Source organism: Amycolatopsis sp. lyj-23 (genome assembly GCF_046549135.1).
GTDB lineage: Bacteria > Actinomycetota > Actinomycetes > Mycobacteriales > Pseudonocardiaceae > Amycolatopsis.
The window spans coordinates 69,624-83,805 of the sequence record NZ_JAJPWN010000009.1 but is presented as its reverse complement, the minus strand read 5'-3'; the positions used below and the strand labels follow the sequence as shown (position 1 = coordinate 83,805).

14 protein-coding genes are annotated in these 14,182 nt (G+C 69.7%); 6 read left to right on the top strand and 8 right to left on the bottom strand.

What is annotated here, in order from left to right:
• Nucleotides 1-7 precede the first annotated feature (7 nt).
• A complete protein-coding gene (locus ACLJPY_RS23065) occupies nucleotides 8-712 on the bottom strand; it encodes a hypothetical protein (protein WP_410591384.1) in 705 nt (234 codons plus the stop codon).
• An 85-nt stretch (nucleotides 713-797) separates the two neighbouring features.
• Nucleotides 798-1,835, bottom strand: coding sequence for a methionine synthase (locus tag ACLJPY_RS23060; protein ID WP_410591382.1), 1,038 nt, complete (start codon nucleotides 1,833-1,835; stop codon nucleotides 798-800).
• Between the two features lie 121 nt (nucleotides 1,836-1,956).
• Here ACLJPY_RS23060 and ACLJPY_RS23055 point away from each other — a divergent pair, with 121 nt between their 5' ends.
• The 5 genes from ACLJPY_RS23055 to ACLJPY_RS23035 all read left to right on the top strand — a co-directional run bounded on the left by ACLJPY_RS23055 (nucleotide 1,957) and on the right by ACLJPY_RS23035 (nucleotide 6,318).
• Nucleotides 1,957-2,781, top strand: coding sequence for a phospholipid scramblase-related protein (locus tag ACLJPY_RS23055; protein ID WP_410591380.1), 825 nt, complete (start codon nucleotides 1,957-1,959; stop codon nucleotides 2,779-2,781).
• Between the two features lie 104 nt (nucleotides 2,782-2,885).
• Nucleotides 2,886-3,929 (top strand): MBL fold metallo-hydrolase, encoded by a 1,044-nt coding sequence (locus ACLJPY_RS23050; RefSeq protein WP_410591378.1) that lies wholly within the window; start codon nucleotides 2,886-2,888, stop codon nucleotides 3,927-3,929.
• A gap of 78 nt (nucleotides 3,930-4,007) precedes the next feature.
• Nucleotides 4,008-4,409, top strand: a complete 402-nt coding sequence (locus ACLJPY_RS23045) for a GNAT family N-acetyltransferase (protein ID WP_410591376.1) — start codon at nucleotides 4,008-4,010, stop codon at nucleotides 4,407-4,409.
• 10 nt (nucleotides 4,410-4,419) lie between these two features.
• Nucleotides 4,420-4,872, top strand: a complete 453-nt coding sequence (locus ACLJPY_RS23040; protein WP_410591374.1) for a GNAT family N-acetyltransferase — start codon at nucleotides 4,420-4,422, stop codon at nucleotides 4,870-4,872.
• Nucleotides 4,873-5,055: 183 nt separating this feature from the next.
• Nucleotides 5,056-6,318, top strand: coding sequence for a DUF222 domain-containing protein (locus tag ACLJPY_RS23035; protein WP_410591372.1), 1,263 nt, complete (start codon nucleotides 5,056-5,058; stop codon nucleotides 6,316-6,318).
• A 7-nt stretch (nucleotides 6,319-6,325) separates the two neighbouring features.
• On the opposite strand, the gene mnmA is transcribed toward ACLJPY_RS23035, so the two are convergent.
• The 4 genes from mnmA to ACLJPY_RS23015 all read right to left on the bottom strand — a co-directional run bounded on the left by mnmA (nucleotide 6,326) and on the right by ACLJPY_RS23015 (nucleotide 11,379).
• Nucleotides 6,326-7,417 (bottom strand): tRNA 2-thiouridine(34) synthase MnmA, encoded by a 1,092-nt coding sequence (gene mnmA / locus ACLJPY_RS23030; RefSeq protein ID WP_410591370.1) that lies wholly within the window; start codon nucleotides 7,415-7,417, stop codon nucleotides 6,326-6,328.
• Between the two features lie 4 nt (nucleotides 7,418-7,421).
• A complete protein-coding gene (locus ACLJPY_RS23025; protein WP_410591369.1) occupies nucleotides 7,422-8,618 on the bottom strand; it encodes a cysteine desulfurase family protein in 1,197 nt (398 codons plus the stop codon).
• A 64-nt stretch (nucleotides 8,619-8,682) separates the two neighbouring features.
• Nucleotides 8,683-10,050, bottom strand: a complete 1,368-nt coding sequence (locus tag ACLJPY_RS23020; RefSeq protein ID WP_410591368.1) for an MFS transporter — start codon at nucleotides 10,048-10,050, stop codon at nucleotides 8,683-8,685.
• A gap of 45 nt (nucleotides 10,051-10,095) precedes the next feature.
• The gene (locus tag ACLJPY_RS23015; protein ID WP_410591366.1) at nucleotides 10,096-11,379 is read right to left on the bottom strand and encodes a helix-turn-helix transcriptional regulator; all 1,284 of its coding nucleotides are present in this window, start codon (nucleotides 11,377-11,379) and stop codon (nucleotides 10,096-10,098) included.
• Nucleotides 11,380-11,529: 150 nt separating this feature from the next.
• On the opposite strand from ACLJPY_RS23015, the gene ACLJPY_RS23010 reads away from it, so the two are divergent.
• Nucleotides 11,530-12,432 carry an NADP-dependent oxidoreductase gene (locus tag ACLJPY_RS23010; protein ID WP_410591364.1) on the top strand — a complete coding sequence of 301 codons (903 nt, stop codon included), beginning with the start codon at nucleotides 11,530-11,532 and terminating at the stop codon, nucleotides 12,430-12,432.
• Nucleotides 12,433-12,484: 52 nt separating this feature from the next.
• Here ACLJPY_RS23010 and ACLJPY_RS23005 read toward each other — a convergent pair whose 3' ends face one another.
• A complete protein-coding gene (locus tag ACLJPY_RS23005; protein ID WP_410591362.1) occupies nucleotides 12,485-13,369 on the bottom strand; it encodes a lysophospholipid acyltransferase family protein in 885 nt (294 codons plus the stop codon).
• Entirely contained in the window at nucleotides 13,366-14,148 is a 783-nt protein-coding gene (locus ACLJPY_RS23000; RefSeq protein ID WP_410591361.1) for a GNAT family N-acetyltransferase, read from the bottom strand. Before ACLJPY_RS23000 ends, ACLJPY_RS23005 begins: the two co-directional genes overlap by 4 nt.
• Nucleotides 14,149-14,182: the final 34 nt, after the last annotated feature.

Sequence of the window (14,182 nt, the reverse complement as noted above, 5' to 3'; positions counted from 1 at the left end):
GGTAACCCTAGCCGGAGGTACCGACATTTTCGTCCGGTCCGGGGGCCAGTCCGCGGACCAGCTCACGGAACTCCAGAAGGGTGATGGCGCCGGTCGGCTCGGCCTCCGCGGTCTCGACGCGCCGTAACCGTTCGGCGGCGAGCCGTTCACCCAATGTCGCATCGAGCGGCAAGAAGGTCATCGTCCGCCGGGTCGCGTCGTCGAGCTCACCGAAGCGCGGGTGGAAGACGGCGACGTCGACCACGTGCTCGTCGTCGTCCACCTGAGCGACGACCCGGACATCGGCCAGCGCGATCCGGTGCTCGCCGAGGTTCACCGTCACCTCGGTCGGATCGGGCACCGGCGGCACGGAGTCGTGGTACTCCCAGATCGCGTCGTCGGGCGGCGCGGCAGCACGCCAGGCGTCGGTGAACGGCCGCACGTCGGGGTCTTCCTGACCGGTCACGACCAGGGCGTAGATCGCTTGGCGACCACGCTCGAGCGAGAAGTGCAGCCGCGGGTGCAGGGCCTCCACCAGCTGGCAGAGCTCGTGCTCGACCCGGTGCGGCTCACCTTCGCCCAGCGCCGCGCTGACCATCGGCAGCAGCTCGAACCAGCCGTGCCAGAACGCCTCCGCAGCGGCCGCCGGATCGGCAGGCACGGGCTGCTCGGACCACGCCGTGCGCGGATCGGGCGGATCGGCGGCGGTGCTCTTGCGGCGGAACAGGCGCATGGTCTCGGGTGGTCCTCGTTCGGTCGGCTACCCCGCCAACGCTACTTGCCGGCCGCGGCGCACGTCGGCGAGTTGCCCGATTCCGTCACCAGCCTTCCGGCGGTTCGACGAAGGCCTTGCCGAGGTCCCGCGTCAAGGACAGGGCCCGGCGCATCCATTCCGGCGTCGCGCCGGCGAGGCCGCAAGCGGGTGTCGGCACCGCGCGTTCGGCGAGGACGCTGCGATTGAAGCCGAGCCGATCGGCCAACCGGAACGCCGGCTCGCCGACGTCCTTCAAACTCGGCGAAGCGCCGGACGACGTTGTCGGGACCGCACCCAGGAACAGCGTGGCCCCGCCGTCCCACACTTCCCCGATCTCGTCGAGGAACGCGGCGGAGGCACCATCGAGCGCGGCGAGGTCGAAGGCCAGGGCGTCCGCACCCGCCTCACGCAGCAGGCCCAGAGGCGGTTTCGCTGCGCAGCAGTGCACGATCACCGGGCGGCCGGTGATCCGCCGGGCACCGTCGATCACGGTGTCGAGCAGCTGGCGCGCTTCGGGCTCAGGAACCGCCGGGACGTTCCCGTAGCCGGACGGGGTCGACAGATTCCCAGCCAGCACCGCGGGCAACGACGGTTCGTCGAACTGGACCACCACCGGCGCACCGGTCCTGGCCTGCACTTCCGCGACGTGTTCGACGAGGCCGTCCAGTAGGGACGACGTGAAGTCCCGCAGGGCCCCGCGATCGGTGAGTACCCGGTGCCCGCGGGGTAGTTCGATCCCGGCGCCGAGCGTCCACGGCCCCGCCAGCTGGATTTTGAAGACCGGCGGGGTGGCTCCGGCCTTCTCCCGCGCCTCCTGCACGGCGTCAAGGTCCCACTGGAGCAGGTCGACGGCCCGGCGGTGCTCGTGCCCGGGCCGGGACGCAACTCGGTAGCCGCTCGGCACCACGTCGACGGCCAGGTCGACGAGCAGCGCGGCAGTCCGGCCGAGCATGTCGGCCCCCACGCCGCGGGCCGGCAGTTCAGGCAGGTGCGGGAAGTCGGGCAACTCGCCGAACACGACCGCGGCCGCTTCGGCAGGATCGGTGCCCGGCATCGAGCCGATCGCCGTCGCAGCTCCGCTGGGCCAGATTCGCTCACTCACGAACACCGATTCTGGTGGACATCCCGGCGCGGGCACCGGCCGGGGCGCCGGGATGCGGACATTCACCGCATATCCCTTGGCCGACGCCATCAGCGGGTCCACGGAGATAGGCTGACCGGCCATGACGAGTTCGCCACCGCAGCCGGGCTGGTACCCGGACGCGCGGGACCCCCGTCTGCACCGATGGTGGGACGGCCGGGCCTGGACCGCCGACACCCGGCCGGCGCACCAATCGCCGCCACCGAGTGATTCCGTGCCGATCGAGCTGGACATCGAACGCGCCCACGACCCGGCCCGAATCCAGCACCAGGTCAATCGCGCAACACGCGGCCGGGGCGGCGCGCGGGCCGGGGGCGGCACCCTCTTCACCGAGCCGGTCCTCGTGGTCAACCAGCGCGCCAAGCTGATCGAGATGGCGAACGAGTTCGGCGTCTTCGACCAGCACGGCAACCAGCTCGGTGGGGTCGTCGAGGTCGGCCAGAGCACGCTGAAGAAGGCGATCCGGCTCCTGACCAACTACGACCAGTTCCTGACCCACAAGTTCGAGGTTCGCGACGCCAACCACAGCACCGTGCTGAAGGTGACCCGGCCGGCGAAGGTGTTCAAGTCCCGGTTCCTCGTCACCCGGGCGGACGAGACGCCGATCGGCGAGATCGTCCAAGAGAACGTTTTCGGCAAGATCCGGTTCGGCTTCGTCGTCGACGGCCGGTCGGTCGGCGGCATCTTCGCGGAGAACTGGCGCGCCTGGAACTTCTCGATCCGCGATCACGCCGACACCGAGGTCGCCCGCGTGACCAAGACATGGGGCGGCTTGCTCAAAGCCGCCTTCACCACGGCCGACAACTACGTGGTGGAGATCCCGCACCCGCTCCCGGATCCGCTCGCCAGCATGGTCGTCGCCGCGGCCCTGACGATCGACACCGCCCTGAAGCAGGACACCGACTGAGCGAGTGACCGGCGTCTCATCTCCTCCTGGTGGACAGCGGCCCCGGCACGGCTCAAGGTGAAGAAAGGCCGGGACGCCGCAGTCTCGCCGGGACGGAGGTCACCGTGGAACCGTTGCCGGAAAGCAGCGACAGGAACTGGACCGAGCCCGGGATCTACGAGGTCTCGACCGGCGTCTACCGGATCCCGTTGCCGCTGCCCAACGACGCTTTGCGGGCGGTCAACGTCTACGCGGTCACCGACGGCCAGACGCTGGTCCTGGTCGACTCCGGCTGGGCGCTGACCGTGGCCCGGAAACAGCTCGCGGACGCCCTGGGCGGGATCGGCGCCCAACTCGCCGACGTCAGCGAGTTCCTGGTCACCCACGTACACCGGGATCACTATTCGCAAGCGGTGGTCCTCCGTCGTGACTTCGGTTCGAAGATCGCGCTCGGCCAGGACGAAGAGCCGTCGCTCAAGGCGTCGAACAATCCCGACCGGCTGCCGATGGAGGCCCAGATCGACCTGTTGTTCCAGGCCGGGGCCGGCGAAGTCGTGGAAGAGCTTGGCCGCCAGTTCGGCACCAACCGGCGGCACACGGAAGCCGACCTTTGGGAAGCGCCCGACGAATGGCTTACGCCGGGCCCACGGTCGATCCTGCCCGGGCGCGAATTCGAAGTCGTCGCCACTCCGGGCCACACGTCCGGGCATGTCGTTTTCGTCGACGACACTGCCGACCTGCTGTTCTCCGGCGACCACGTGCTGCCGCACATCACGCCCTCCATCGGGTTCCAGCCGGTGCCGGCCGAACTGCCGCTCAACGACTTCATCGACTCGCTCCGCCTGGTGCGCGCCATGCCGGATCGCCGCATGCTTCCCGCGCACGGTCCGGTGTCGGAAAGCGTGCACACTCGGGTCGACGAACTGCTGGAACACCACCGTCAGCGCCTCGAGACGATCGCCGCCCAAATCGAAGCCGGAGCAACCTGCGCGTACGAGGCAGCACATCGGATCGGCTGGACCCGGCGCAACCGCAAACTGTCCGAAATGGACTCGTTCAACCAGATACTCGCAGTGCTCGAAACCGCCGCACATCTCGATCTTCTGGTGTCACAAGGCAAATTGAGCGCCCAAGTTGTCGACGGAGTCCGCCGCTACACGGTGGCGTGACGCTGGCGCGGCCAGCACTGCCGGTAGCCACATCGTTGCGGTCAGATCCTTCGTGCTGCCTCCTGCATACTGGATGAAATGGAGGTCATCAGACGTGCCCGCACAACGGACATCGAGGCGCTCGTGCGCCTGTTCGCGGCGCCGGGCGCGCCGTTGGCGGCCGCACTCCGCGAACTCACGAACACCCCGAACGTCACGTTGGTCGTGGCCGAGGACGACAACGGCGTCGCCGGCACCGCACAGCTGACGGTGCTCCGAGGCCTCGCGTGGGACGGCGCGCCCCGCGGCCTGCTCGAAGGCATCCGAGCCGCGCGGCGCGGAGTGACGAGCGCACTCCTGACCTGGGGCATCGACGAAGCCCGCCGCCGAGGCTGCACGCGCCTTCACCTCGATTCGGGCCTCAACCGCGGCGACCTGCGGGACTTCTACGCCCGCTTCGGGTTCGAGTACAGCTACCAAGGGTTCACCCGCCTCCTGTGATACTGACGGCGTGGCCGACTACGCAATTCGCCGGGCACGGCGCGAAGACATCGATGCGATCGTGCGCATGCTGGCGGACGACCAGCTCGGCGCCACGCGGGACGATCCCGACGACCTCGAGCCGTACCTGCGCGCCTTCGACGAGATCGACGCGGATCCGCACCAGCTTCTGGTGGTCGTCGCGGATGGCGACAAGCCGGTCGGCACCCTGCAGCTGACGATCATTCCGGGTCTGGCCCGACGTGGCGCGCTTCGGGGTCAGATCGAGGCGGTGCGGATCCACGCCGACCACCGGGGTGCCGGGCTGGGTGCCGAGCTCATGCGCTGGGCGATCGACGAGTCACGGCGGCGCGGGTGCGCCCTCGTGCAACTGACGTCGGACACCTCCAGGACTGAGGCACACCGGTTCTACGAGCGCCTCGGGTTCGTCCCGAGTCACACGGGGTTCAAACTGAAGATCTGAGCAGCTAGCGCTGCAAAAGCGCGATTTTTAGCGTCCATTTAGGACAACGCTCCTTTCTGATGTCGACCACGATACACACTGGTACCGTCCCGAAATACTTGCGCCAAGTCAAGCGAACGTCACGAAAGGACCGTTCGTGACGTTTTGCTGACTTTTGTCGTCCGCCGTCGTACGGTCGAACACATGACACATTCACAACCGGTCCGCCAGCTCGTTCCTGCGACTTCCCGAGGCATCGACGACTTCCCGTCCAGCGTGCGATCCTTCCGCGCCGACCCGAACTCGTTGCAGCACATGAAAGACGACCAGGTCATCGGCCTGATCCGCGATACCGACGGCGAGATTTCGAAGCTGCAAGCGCTGCAGCTCCGGGCGATCGCGGACCTGAGCGTGCGCCGGAGACGCGCGCCCAGCGCCTCCTCGGAAGTCGCAATGGCTTTGTCCACAACGGAACACCGTGCCAGCGCCATCGTTTCCGCGGCCAACGCGTTGATCGCCCGCCTCCCGCGCATGCTCAACCTGATGGACGACGGCCGGCTCGACCTGCATCGAGTCATGAAGGTCACCGATGCGACAGCATGGCTGTCGGGAGACGACGTACGTGTCGTAGACGCGACCCTCGAAGACCGGGTCCCGGGAAAGAACGCCACCCAGGTCCGCCGGGCGGCGACCTATGCGGCCGCGCAAGTCGATCCGGAGGGCGCAGCGCTCCGCACCGAACGAAAGCTCGTCGAGCGACGCCTCACCCTGCACCACCAGGACACCGGAGTGACCCACCTGTCGGTCAACAACGCAGCCACCGAAAAGGCAGCAGCCGCCTACGCCCGCGTCGACCAGGCCGCCCGGGCGTTGAAGACGCCGGACGAACCGCGCACGCTCGACCAGCTCCGGGCGGACGTGGCCATCGACCTGCTGCTCAGCGGCAAGGGCGGCCCGAGCGAACGCACCGAAGTGTTCCTGCACATCGACCTGGCCACCTACATCGGCCTCAACCAGACCCCGGCGGCACTGGCCGGCCGCGGGCCCATCGGGGCCAAGCTGGCTCGTCACATCATCGGCGGGTCCAACACGACGCTGCGCCGAGTTCTCACCGACCCGCGAACGGGGCACGCCGTCGAACTGTCTCCGACTCGCTATCCGCTCGATCAGGACGAGTTCGTCCGGGTTCGCGACCAGGAATGCCGACAGCCCGGCTGCACCCGTCCGGCACAGAGTTGCCAAGTCAAGCCGATTCGCACGAAGGGCGGAGGTGATGCGGATCAGGCCGCCACGTTCTGCTCACGACACAGCAAGCTCGAGGGGCAGCCTGGTTGGAACTACGAAGTCACGCCGGACGGCACTGTCAACGTCGCGACACCGTCAGGGCAGGTGCATTCGACGACACCACCGTCGATGCACCCCGGCCGCCGACGGACGAACCGGCTCCGAAAGAAGCCGCGGAAGTGACCGACGTTTAGCGGGTGCCCGAGATCTTTGCGCTGCCGAGGACGACGTCTCCGCCTTCGGCATCAGGGCGGTAAAGCACGACGACCTGGCCCGGAGCGACCCCGCGCAGCGGCTCACGCAAGTGCACCGTCATGGTGTCGGAATCCACGTCGGCGACCGCATCCACGATGCCTCCGTGGGCCCGGACCTGGACCACGCATTCGGTCGGCTCGGTCAGCGGCCGGCCGCTGGGCCAGATCGCCCGATCCGCCTCGATGACCTTGACGCCGAGATCAGCCACGGAGCCGACCTTGACGGAACCAGACACCGGTTCGAGCGATAGCACGTACCGAGGACGGCCATCGGGCGCCGGAGCATCGATGCCCAGCCCCTTGCGCTGGCCGACCGTGAACCCGTGCACTCCGGTGTGCCGGCCGAGGACTGCGCCCGTTTCCGCGTCGACGAGCTCGCCGGGGCGCTGGCCCAGCCGGTTCTCCAGGAACTTCTTGGTGTCGCCGTCGGGGATGAAGCAGATGTCGTGGCTGTCGGGCTTGTTGGCGACGGACAGACCTCGTCGCTCCGCCTCGGCTCGCACGTCGCTCTTCCACGAATCCCCGAGGGGGAACATGGCGTGGCTGAGCTGTTCGGAGGTCAAAGAAGCGAGCACGTACGACTGGTCCTTGCCCGTGTCCGCGCTACGACGCAACTCGGGGACACCGTCTTCCACGGAGAGGCGTGCGTAGTGGCCTGTGGCAACCGCGTCGAATCCGAGTGCCATCGCCTTCTCGAGAAGTGCTTCGAACTTGATCTTCTCGTTGCAGGTGACGCACGGGTTCGGGGTACGCCCCGCGGCGTATTCGCCGACGAAGGTCTCAACGACTTCTTCAGTGAAGCGCTCCGCGAAATCCCAAATATAGAAAGGAATTCCGAGGATGTCGGCGGCCCGCCGGGCGTCGTGCGAGTCCTCGATCGTGCAGCACCCACGCGAGCCGGTCCGCAGCGTGCCCGGCTTGGCGGACAGAGCCAGATGCACGCCGACGACGTCGTGCCCGGCGTCGACCGCGCGCGCCGCGGCGACCGCCGAGTCCACTCCTCCGCTCATCGCGGCCAAAACCCGCATTGTTCTACACCTCTTGCTTCTGGGTCTGCTTGCGCATTCCGGCCAGGCCGGCCTGCCGGGCGCGCAGAACGACACCGCCGATTTCCGCAGCCACGGCCTCGACATCGGCGGCGGTGGATGTGTGGCCGAGGGAGAAACGGAGGGAACCGCGAGCCGCCGCCGGATCGGCTCCCATGGCGAGCAGGACGTGACTCGGCTGGGCGACGCCTGCTGTGCACGCAGACCCGGTCGAGCATTCGATGCCCTTGGCGTCGAGCAGCATCAGAAGGCTGTCGCCGGCGCATCCGGGGAAGGTGAAGTGGGCATGGCTGGGAAGCCGCTCGCCATCCCCACCGTTGAGGACGGCATCGGGTACCTCGCGTCGGACGGCCTCGACGAGCCCATCCCGGAGTTCCTCGACCCGCTTCGCGTACTCGGCCCGGGTCGCGACGCTGCTTCGGACAGCAGTCGCGAAACTGACGATCGCCGGGACGTCCAGGGTGCCGGAGCGGACATTGCGCTCCTGACCTCCGCCATGCAGCAGGGGCGTGCAGGGAACGTCGCGCCCGAGCAGAAGCGCTCCCACTCCGAATGGGCCACCCAGCTTGTGTCCGGTCAGAGTGAGCGCAGCGGCCCCACTGGCCCCGAAGTCGACCGGAGCAGCCCCGACGGCCTGGACCGCGTCGGTGTGGAGCGGGACGTCGAACTCGGCGCACACCGCCGCGAGCTCGGCGATCGGGTTGATCGTGCCGACCTCGTTGTTCGCCCACATCACAGTGGCGAGCGCTACGGTCTCAGGATCCGCCGCGATGGCGGTCCTGAGGACCTCCGGCGACACCCGGCCCTGGCTGTCCACGTCCAGCAAAGTGACCTCGGCGCCGCTGTGGGCTTCGAGCCACTCGACGGTGTCCAGGACGGCGTGGTGTTCCGCGGCTCCGCACAGGATGCGACGACGCTTGTCCTGCTCGCCGCGGCGGGCCCAGTAGATGCCCTTGATCGCGAGGTTGTCGCTCTCGGTCCCCCCGCCGGTGAAGATCACCTCGGAGGGACGGGCGCCCAGCGCCTCGGCGATGGTTTCGCGGGCTTCCTCGACCATCCGGCGGGCTCGGCGGCCGGAAGAGTGCAGCGCCGAGGCGTTGCCCACGGTGGACAGCGCCTCGGTCATCGCCGCTATGGCTTCGGGCAACATCGGAGTGGTCGCCGCGTGGTCGAGATAGGTCATCGCTCTTCCAGGGTAGTCCGCTCCAGCGCGTGACGAAGCCCACCCTGGCCCTGGAAGTGGGCTGTCACACCTTTGACGGCCACCGCCCGGTCAGCCGGACGCCCACCATCGCGAGTGTCACCAAGACGACGGTGAGCAGGGCCATCGCCGGCGAGGGGTCGAGCACCGAGCCGATCGCGCCGAGCAGGACACCGCCCAGGCCGATGAGGAGGGCGGACCCGACCCAGTCCGCGAGCTGCACCGCGGAGGTGTTGAAGCCGCGCTCGCCTTCGGGTGAGTAGCGCAACAGGAGGACGGAGATGGCGGGCATGGCGATCCCCATGCCGGCCCCACTGACCGCACAGGCCACGAACGCGACCCACCCGGGAAACCACGGCTGCGAAACCAAGCCGAAGCCGACCAAGCCTGCCGCGACCAGCCAGAACCCGGCGCGCAGCGAGGCCTCCCGCGACCAGCCGAGGTATCGCCCTTGTGCTGCCGACGCCGCGGACCAGCCCAAAGCGGTGATCGTCAACGGCAGGCCGGCGAGGGCGGGGCTGTAGCCGTGGACCGCGCTCATCGTCAGCGGGAGGTATGCCTCCATTCCCGCGTACGCACCGGCGATCAGGGCTCGGGAAGCGACGACCGTCGGCAGGCCGGGACGGGAAGTCAACGTGCCGGCCGGCAGCAGCGCCCGGAGTGCGTAGCCCAGGGCGATGAGTCCGACCGCGCCGTAAGCGAGCGCGAGCAGCGACTGGTGTTGGGCCGCCCACGTCAACGCCGCGACGCCCAGTGCGGCGACGATCGCCTGGGGCACGCTTGCTTGACGACCGCCGACGGCCGGTTCGTGGGAGGGCAAGCGCTGGACGACCACGACCAGCATGACGACCCCGGCGACTACGAACGGAAGCAAACCGAGGAAGACCCAGCGCCAGCCGACGCTCACCGTCACGACCCCGGCCACTGAAGGCCCGATGACCGCAGGCAGGACCCAGGCAGCGGCGTTCGCGGCGTAGATGACCGGACGTTCGTGGTCGGTGAACGTCAGCGCGATCAAGAGGGAAACCGAGACCAGCAGCAGCCCCGAGCCGAAGCCCTGGAGTGCGCGGCCGAGGAGGAACATCGGCATCCCGCTCGCCGTCCCGGCGACCACGAGGCCCGCCGCGAACAACAACGGGCCGGCCAGCAGGGCCGGTGCCGGGCCGCGGCGGTCGCCGATCCGGCCCGAGAGCACCGTCGCGACCACGCTGGAGATCAGGAAGATCGTGAACGGCCACGAATAGAGCGACAACCCGTGCAGGTCGGCGACCAGAGTGGGCATCGCCGTCGCCACACCCATGCTCTCGAACGCGACCAACGTGACCACCAGCAGCAGGGCAATCGTGGTCAGGCGGTGTTCCGCGCTCCAGAGCACACTTCGGCGACGAGGTGCCGAATCGATCGTCGAGGCCATGATCAGCAGCGTGCAACCTCGAGCCCGCTGGAGGTCAAGGCGGTTTCAGGCGGAACGGTGTGTCACCGGTTCCAGCGGCAGGTCGCGGGCCAGCGCGGCCGCCTCGCCTCGGGAGCTCACGCCCAGCTTCTCCAGGATGTTGCGGACGTGGAACTTCACCGTGTGCTCGCTGAGCTGCAGCTGTCCGGCGATCTGCCGGTTGCGCAGGCCTTGGGAGATGCCGGACAGCACCTCCAGCTCGCGCGGGTTGAGGCGGTCGAGCGGACGCAGTTTCGGCGGTTCGGCCACGCCGAGCGGGAGAGCCGCGGTGACCGTCGTGCCCCAGCCCGGCACCGCGTCGACCTCCCAGTGGCCGCCGAGGGCCGTGAGCCGCTCGGTCAGGCGCCGGGGCGGGATCGCGTCGGCGACCTCGGGACAGTCGTCGCGGACCGTGATCCGCAGCAGTGAGCCCTCCGCGCGCCAGGACGCCCGCAGACGCGTCGTCGCCGGACGGTCCAAAGCGGCGAGCACCAGGCCACGGGTCAGCGTGCGAGCCGTGTGGGCGATGTCCTGAGGGAGGGACGCGTCGCCGACCGGATCGGGGAGGTCGACGTCCACCTCGGTATGCCGCACGAGGTCGGCGAGCTGGGTCTTGAGGACGGCGAACGCCGCGTCCGCCTGCTCCGCGGACAGGACCTGGTCGCGGTCGACGACGCCTTTGAGCTCGAGCAGCGCGTCGGCGGCGAGATCGACCGCTGTGCGGCGGGCCACGGCGTCCGAGAGGCGGCCGGAGCGGAGCACCGACAGGAGCGTCACCAAGGTCGCCGCGTGCGTTTGGCCGAGGTCGGTGATGACCTGGGCGCGGGCGGACGCGGCGGCCAGGCTGCCGGCCAGGACGTCCGGGCCCGGGTCCGTCGCTCGCTGGCCCGCGTCGGTGCTGACGATGTGCCACAGCTGAGCCGCCAGCTCCAGGTCCGCGACCGGTGGCTCCGCGGCCTCCGGTACCACGGCGATCACCGCGCCCTGGCCGACCGCCGGTGTCGAAGCGAGCAGGATCAAGCGGCGCTCGACGCCACCGAGCACGCCGTCGATCACCACGGCTTTGCCCGGCTCACTGCGGTCGACCAGCCGCTGCAGCTCGACGCTCGTCACCGCCTGCGTGATCGCTTCGTCGCCGATGACCTTGATCGGGCTGCGGGGACAGTCGCCCGTCTGCATCGCGGCCGCGCGGTGCGGGACCAGGCGGCCCAGCTCGGCGGTGAACCGGCTGAGGAACTCGGGCCGCGGTGCCGACAGGAGCCGCTCGACGACGTCCAGCACGTGCCGCGGATCCGACCAGGAAGCGTCCATGGCGTCCAAGGTAGGCGCGTCCAGGAACCGTCGGCCTGCTCGTCCGGCTAGTGAACACTGCTCTTCCGGGCGGTTCGGCAGCTCCGCCGGGCGAGTTGACTCGCGGAGGAGGACATTCGAACGGTCACGAACCAAGGAGCGAGAACCACCATGCGAGCGATCACCTTCTCCGCATACGGCGGACCGGAAGTCCTGCAGCTGTCCGACGTTCCGCTGCCGGAGCCGGGCCCGGGACAGGTGCGGCTGGCCGTGCGGGCCGCCGGGGTCAACCCGATCGACTGGAAGATCCGCAACGGCGCCATGCAGCAGAACTTCCAGGTCCCGTTCCCGCACATCCCCGGCCTCGAGGTCGCCGGCGTCGTCGACGCCGTCGGGGAGGGCGCGGACTTCGTCGTGGGCGACGAGGTCTTCGGCTGGTCGGAGACCGGCGCCTACGCCGAGTACGCCTTGGCGAAAGCGATCGCACCGAAGCCGTCGAGCCTTTCGTGGGCGGACGCCGCCGCGCTGCCGGTCGCCGGCGAGACCGCGCTTCGCGTCCTCGGGCTGCTCGGTGTCCGCGAGGGCGAGACGCTGCTGCTGCTCGGAGCCAGCGGCACGGTCGGGCGGTTCGCCGCTCAGGTCGCCGTTGCGCAGGGGGTGACCGTCATCGGGACCGGCGGAAGCCGGAGCCTCGATGACCTCAAGTCGCTGGGTGTCGTGCCCGTCCGCTACGGCGACGGCTGGGTCGAGCGGGTCCGCGAGGTCGCGTCCGGGCCGGTGGACGCCGTGTTCGACGCCGCCGGGCACGGGGTGCTGCCGGGCGCCGTCGAGCTGCGGGGCACCAAGGACCGGATCGTGACCATCGCCGATGCGGCCGCGTTCGAGCTGGGGATCCCGTTCTCCAGCGGAGGCGAGCAGACCCCTGAGGTCCTCAGCGAAATCGCCGGTTGGGTGACCGATCGCGGTGTCGGCATCGCGCAGGGCAGGAGCTATCCGCTGGCCGAGGCGGCCGCGGCGCAGGTCGAGAGCGAGGGCGGGCACCCTGGCGGAAAGTTGACCATCACCGTCGGCTGACCGAACGGGAACCAATCCGGGCCTGTCGCCGGATCGCGGCGACAGGCCCGGATCACTTCGCGGGAGGCGAAGCCAGTGGGGCCGCCTGGCGGCGCGGGGTCCGGCGCCGCTGCTGAGCCGGGATCTGGACCGTGCCCAGCGCGGAATGGACCGCCGACTCGGCGAGGGCGGCCAGTTCGCGGCGGGTTTCCGCGCGGCCCGGCGCGATCTCCGGGCAGACGTGGATCTCGAGCACCAGGCCGCGCAGGGCCGCCACCCGGCGCAGGGACGCGATCAGCGACTCCGGCCCGATGAACGCCGGTCGGCTGGTCTCGCGGCCGTCGGCGAGGCGGTACCGCAGCGCGATCGGGCGCACCGGGACACCGCCGTCGATGGCCGCCTGGAACGTCGCCGTCGTGAAGCGGCCCGAGGCCAGGCCGCACCACGTGGTGCCTTCGGGGGTGACGCTCACCAGGGAGCCCGTCCGCAGCGCGTCGGCCAGCGCCGCCACCGTGTCGGGCAGCGTCCTCAGCCGCTCGCGGTCGAGGAAGATGCTGCCGCCGCGGCGGACCAGGCCGCCGAGCACCGGCCAGCCCGCGATCTCCTTCTTGGCCAGCGCGCGCATCGGCCGCAGGGCGTTGATCGCGACGATGTCCAGCCATGAGATGTGGTTGTTGACCACCAGCGCGCCACGGCCGGCGGGCGCGGTCAGGAAGTCGCCGCCGCCACGGATGTCCAGGCGGACGCCGAAGGCCCGCAGGACGCCGCGGAAGATCAGCCGGAGCAGGCGCTCGCGGCCCGGGGCGACCAGCAGCAGGGGCGCGGACGCCAGCGCCGCGAGCACCACCGAGATCGCCGCCGTGAAGCGCAGGACCCGTCGCCAAAATCCGACCACCGGGTCATCGGCGGTGAGGCAGCCGTCGCCGCACGGCGAGGACGGCATCCACGCGTGGCTCATCCCTGGACCCCGAGGAAGAACTTCAGGTACCGCTCGTCGACGTTCTGCAGATCCAGGAGGACCAAGAAGTCCGCGACGCCGAAGTCGGCGTCCAGCGCCGGCGGCCCGCAGACCTTCGCGCCGAGCCGGACGTAGCCCTTGATCAGCGGCGGCAGCGTGGGCCGCGCCGGACGTTCGATGCTCGAGACGTCCCAGGGGATCAGCGGCGTGACGCGCGTGGCCTCGTCGGAGTAGTGCTTCGTGCGCAGGAGGTCCCACACGCCGGCGGCGAAGGAGCCGTCGTCCACCAGCGGGACGGACGCACAGCCGGCGAGGTAGCGGTGGCCGGAAAGCAGCATGTAGCGGGCGATGCCGGCCCAGACCAGGCTGACGACGGCGCCGCTGCGGTGGTCCGGGTGCACGCACGACCGGCCCGTTTCGACCAGCGACGGTCGCAGGCCAGCGAGGGCGGTGAGGTCGAATTCGCTGTCGGCGTAGAGCTTGCCGGCCTGGACGGCTCGCTCGGGCGGCAGCATGCGGTAGCAGCCGACGATGTCGCCCGTGTTGTCGTCCCGGACCACGAGGTGGTCGCAGAACTCGTCGAACTCGTCGACGTCGAGACCGGGCCGCGGGGAGTGGAGGCGCGCACCCATTTCCTCGGCGAAAACCCGGTGCCGCAGTTTCTGGGCCGCGACGACTTCGTCGTTCGCGTGCGCGACGAGAAGCGAGTACCGGGGAGCGTCGGCGGGAAGCTTGGCACCCGCCTGATCAGTGCTGACGAGGAGCTGTGACGTCGTCATGGTCAAGGTTTACCTGCGCGGAGGAAGCCGCGGA

Bases quoted from the DNA above. Each gene is read 5' to 3' on its own strand.
- ACLJPY_RS23065 (WP_410591384.1), bottom strand. From the start codon at position 712: ATGCGCCTGTTCCGCCGCAAGAGCACCGCCGCCGATCCGCCCGATCCG.
- ACLJPY_RS23055 (WP_410591380.1), top strand. From the start codon at position 1,957: ATGACGAGTTCGCCACCGCAGCCGGGCTGGTACCCGGACGCGCGGGAC.
- ACLJPY_RS23045 (WP_410591376.1), top strand. From the start codon at position 4,008: ATGGAGGTCATCAGACGTGCCCGCACAACGGACATCGAGGCGCTCGTG.
- ACLJPY_RS23035 (WP_410591372.1), top strand. From the start codon at position 5,056: ATGACACATTCACAACCGGTCCGCCAGCTCGTTCCTGCGACTTCCCGA.
- mnmA (WP_410591370.1), bottom strand. From the start codon at position 7,417: ATGCGGGTTTTGGCCGCGATGAGCGGAGGAGTGGACTCGGCGGTCGCC.
- ACLJPY_RS23025 (WP_410591369.1), bottom strand. From the start codon at position 8,618: ATGACCTATCTCGACCACGCGGCGACCACTCCGATGTTGCCCGAAGCC.
- ACLJPY_RS23020 (WP_410591368.1), bottom strand. From the start codon at position 10,050: ATGGCCTCGACGATCGATTCGGCACCTCGTCGCCGAAGTGTGCTCTGG.
- ACLJPY_RS23015 (WP_410591366.1), bottom strand. From the start codon at position 11,379: ATGGACGCTTCCTGGTCGGATCCGCGGCACGTGCTGGACGTCGTCGAG.
- ACLJPY_RS23010 (WP_410591364.1), top strand. From the start codon at position 11,530: ATGCGAGCGATCACCTTCTCCGCATACGGCGGACCGGAAGTCCTGCAG.
- ACLJPY_RS23005 (WP_410591362.1), bottom strand. From the start codon at position 13,369: ATGAGCCACGCGTGGATGCCGTCCTCGCCGTGCGGCGACGGCTGCCTC.
- ACLJPY_RS23000 (WP_410591361.1), bottom strand. From the start codon at position 14,148: ATGACGACGTCACAGCTCCTCGTCAGCACTGATCAGGCGGGTGCCAAG.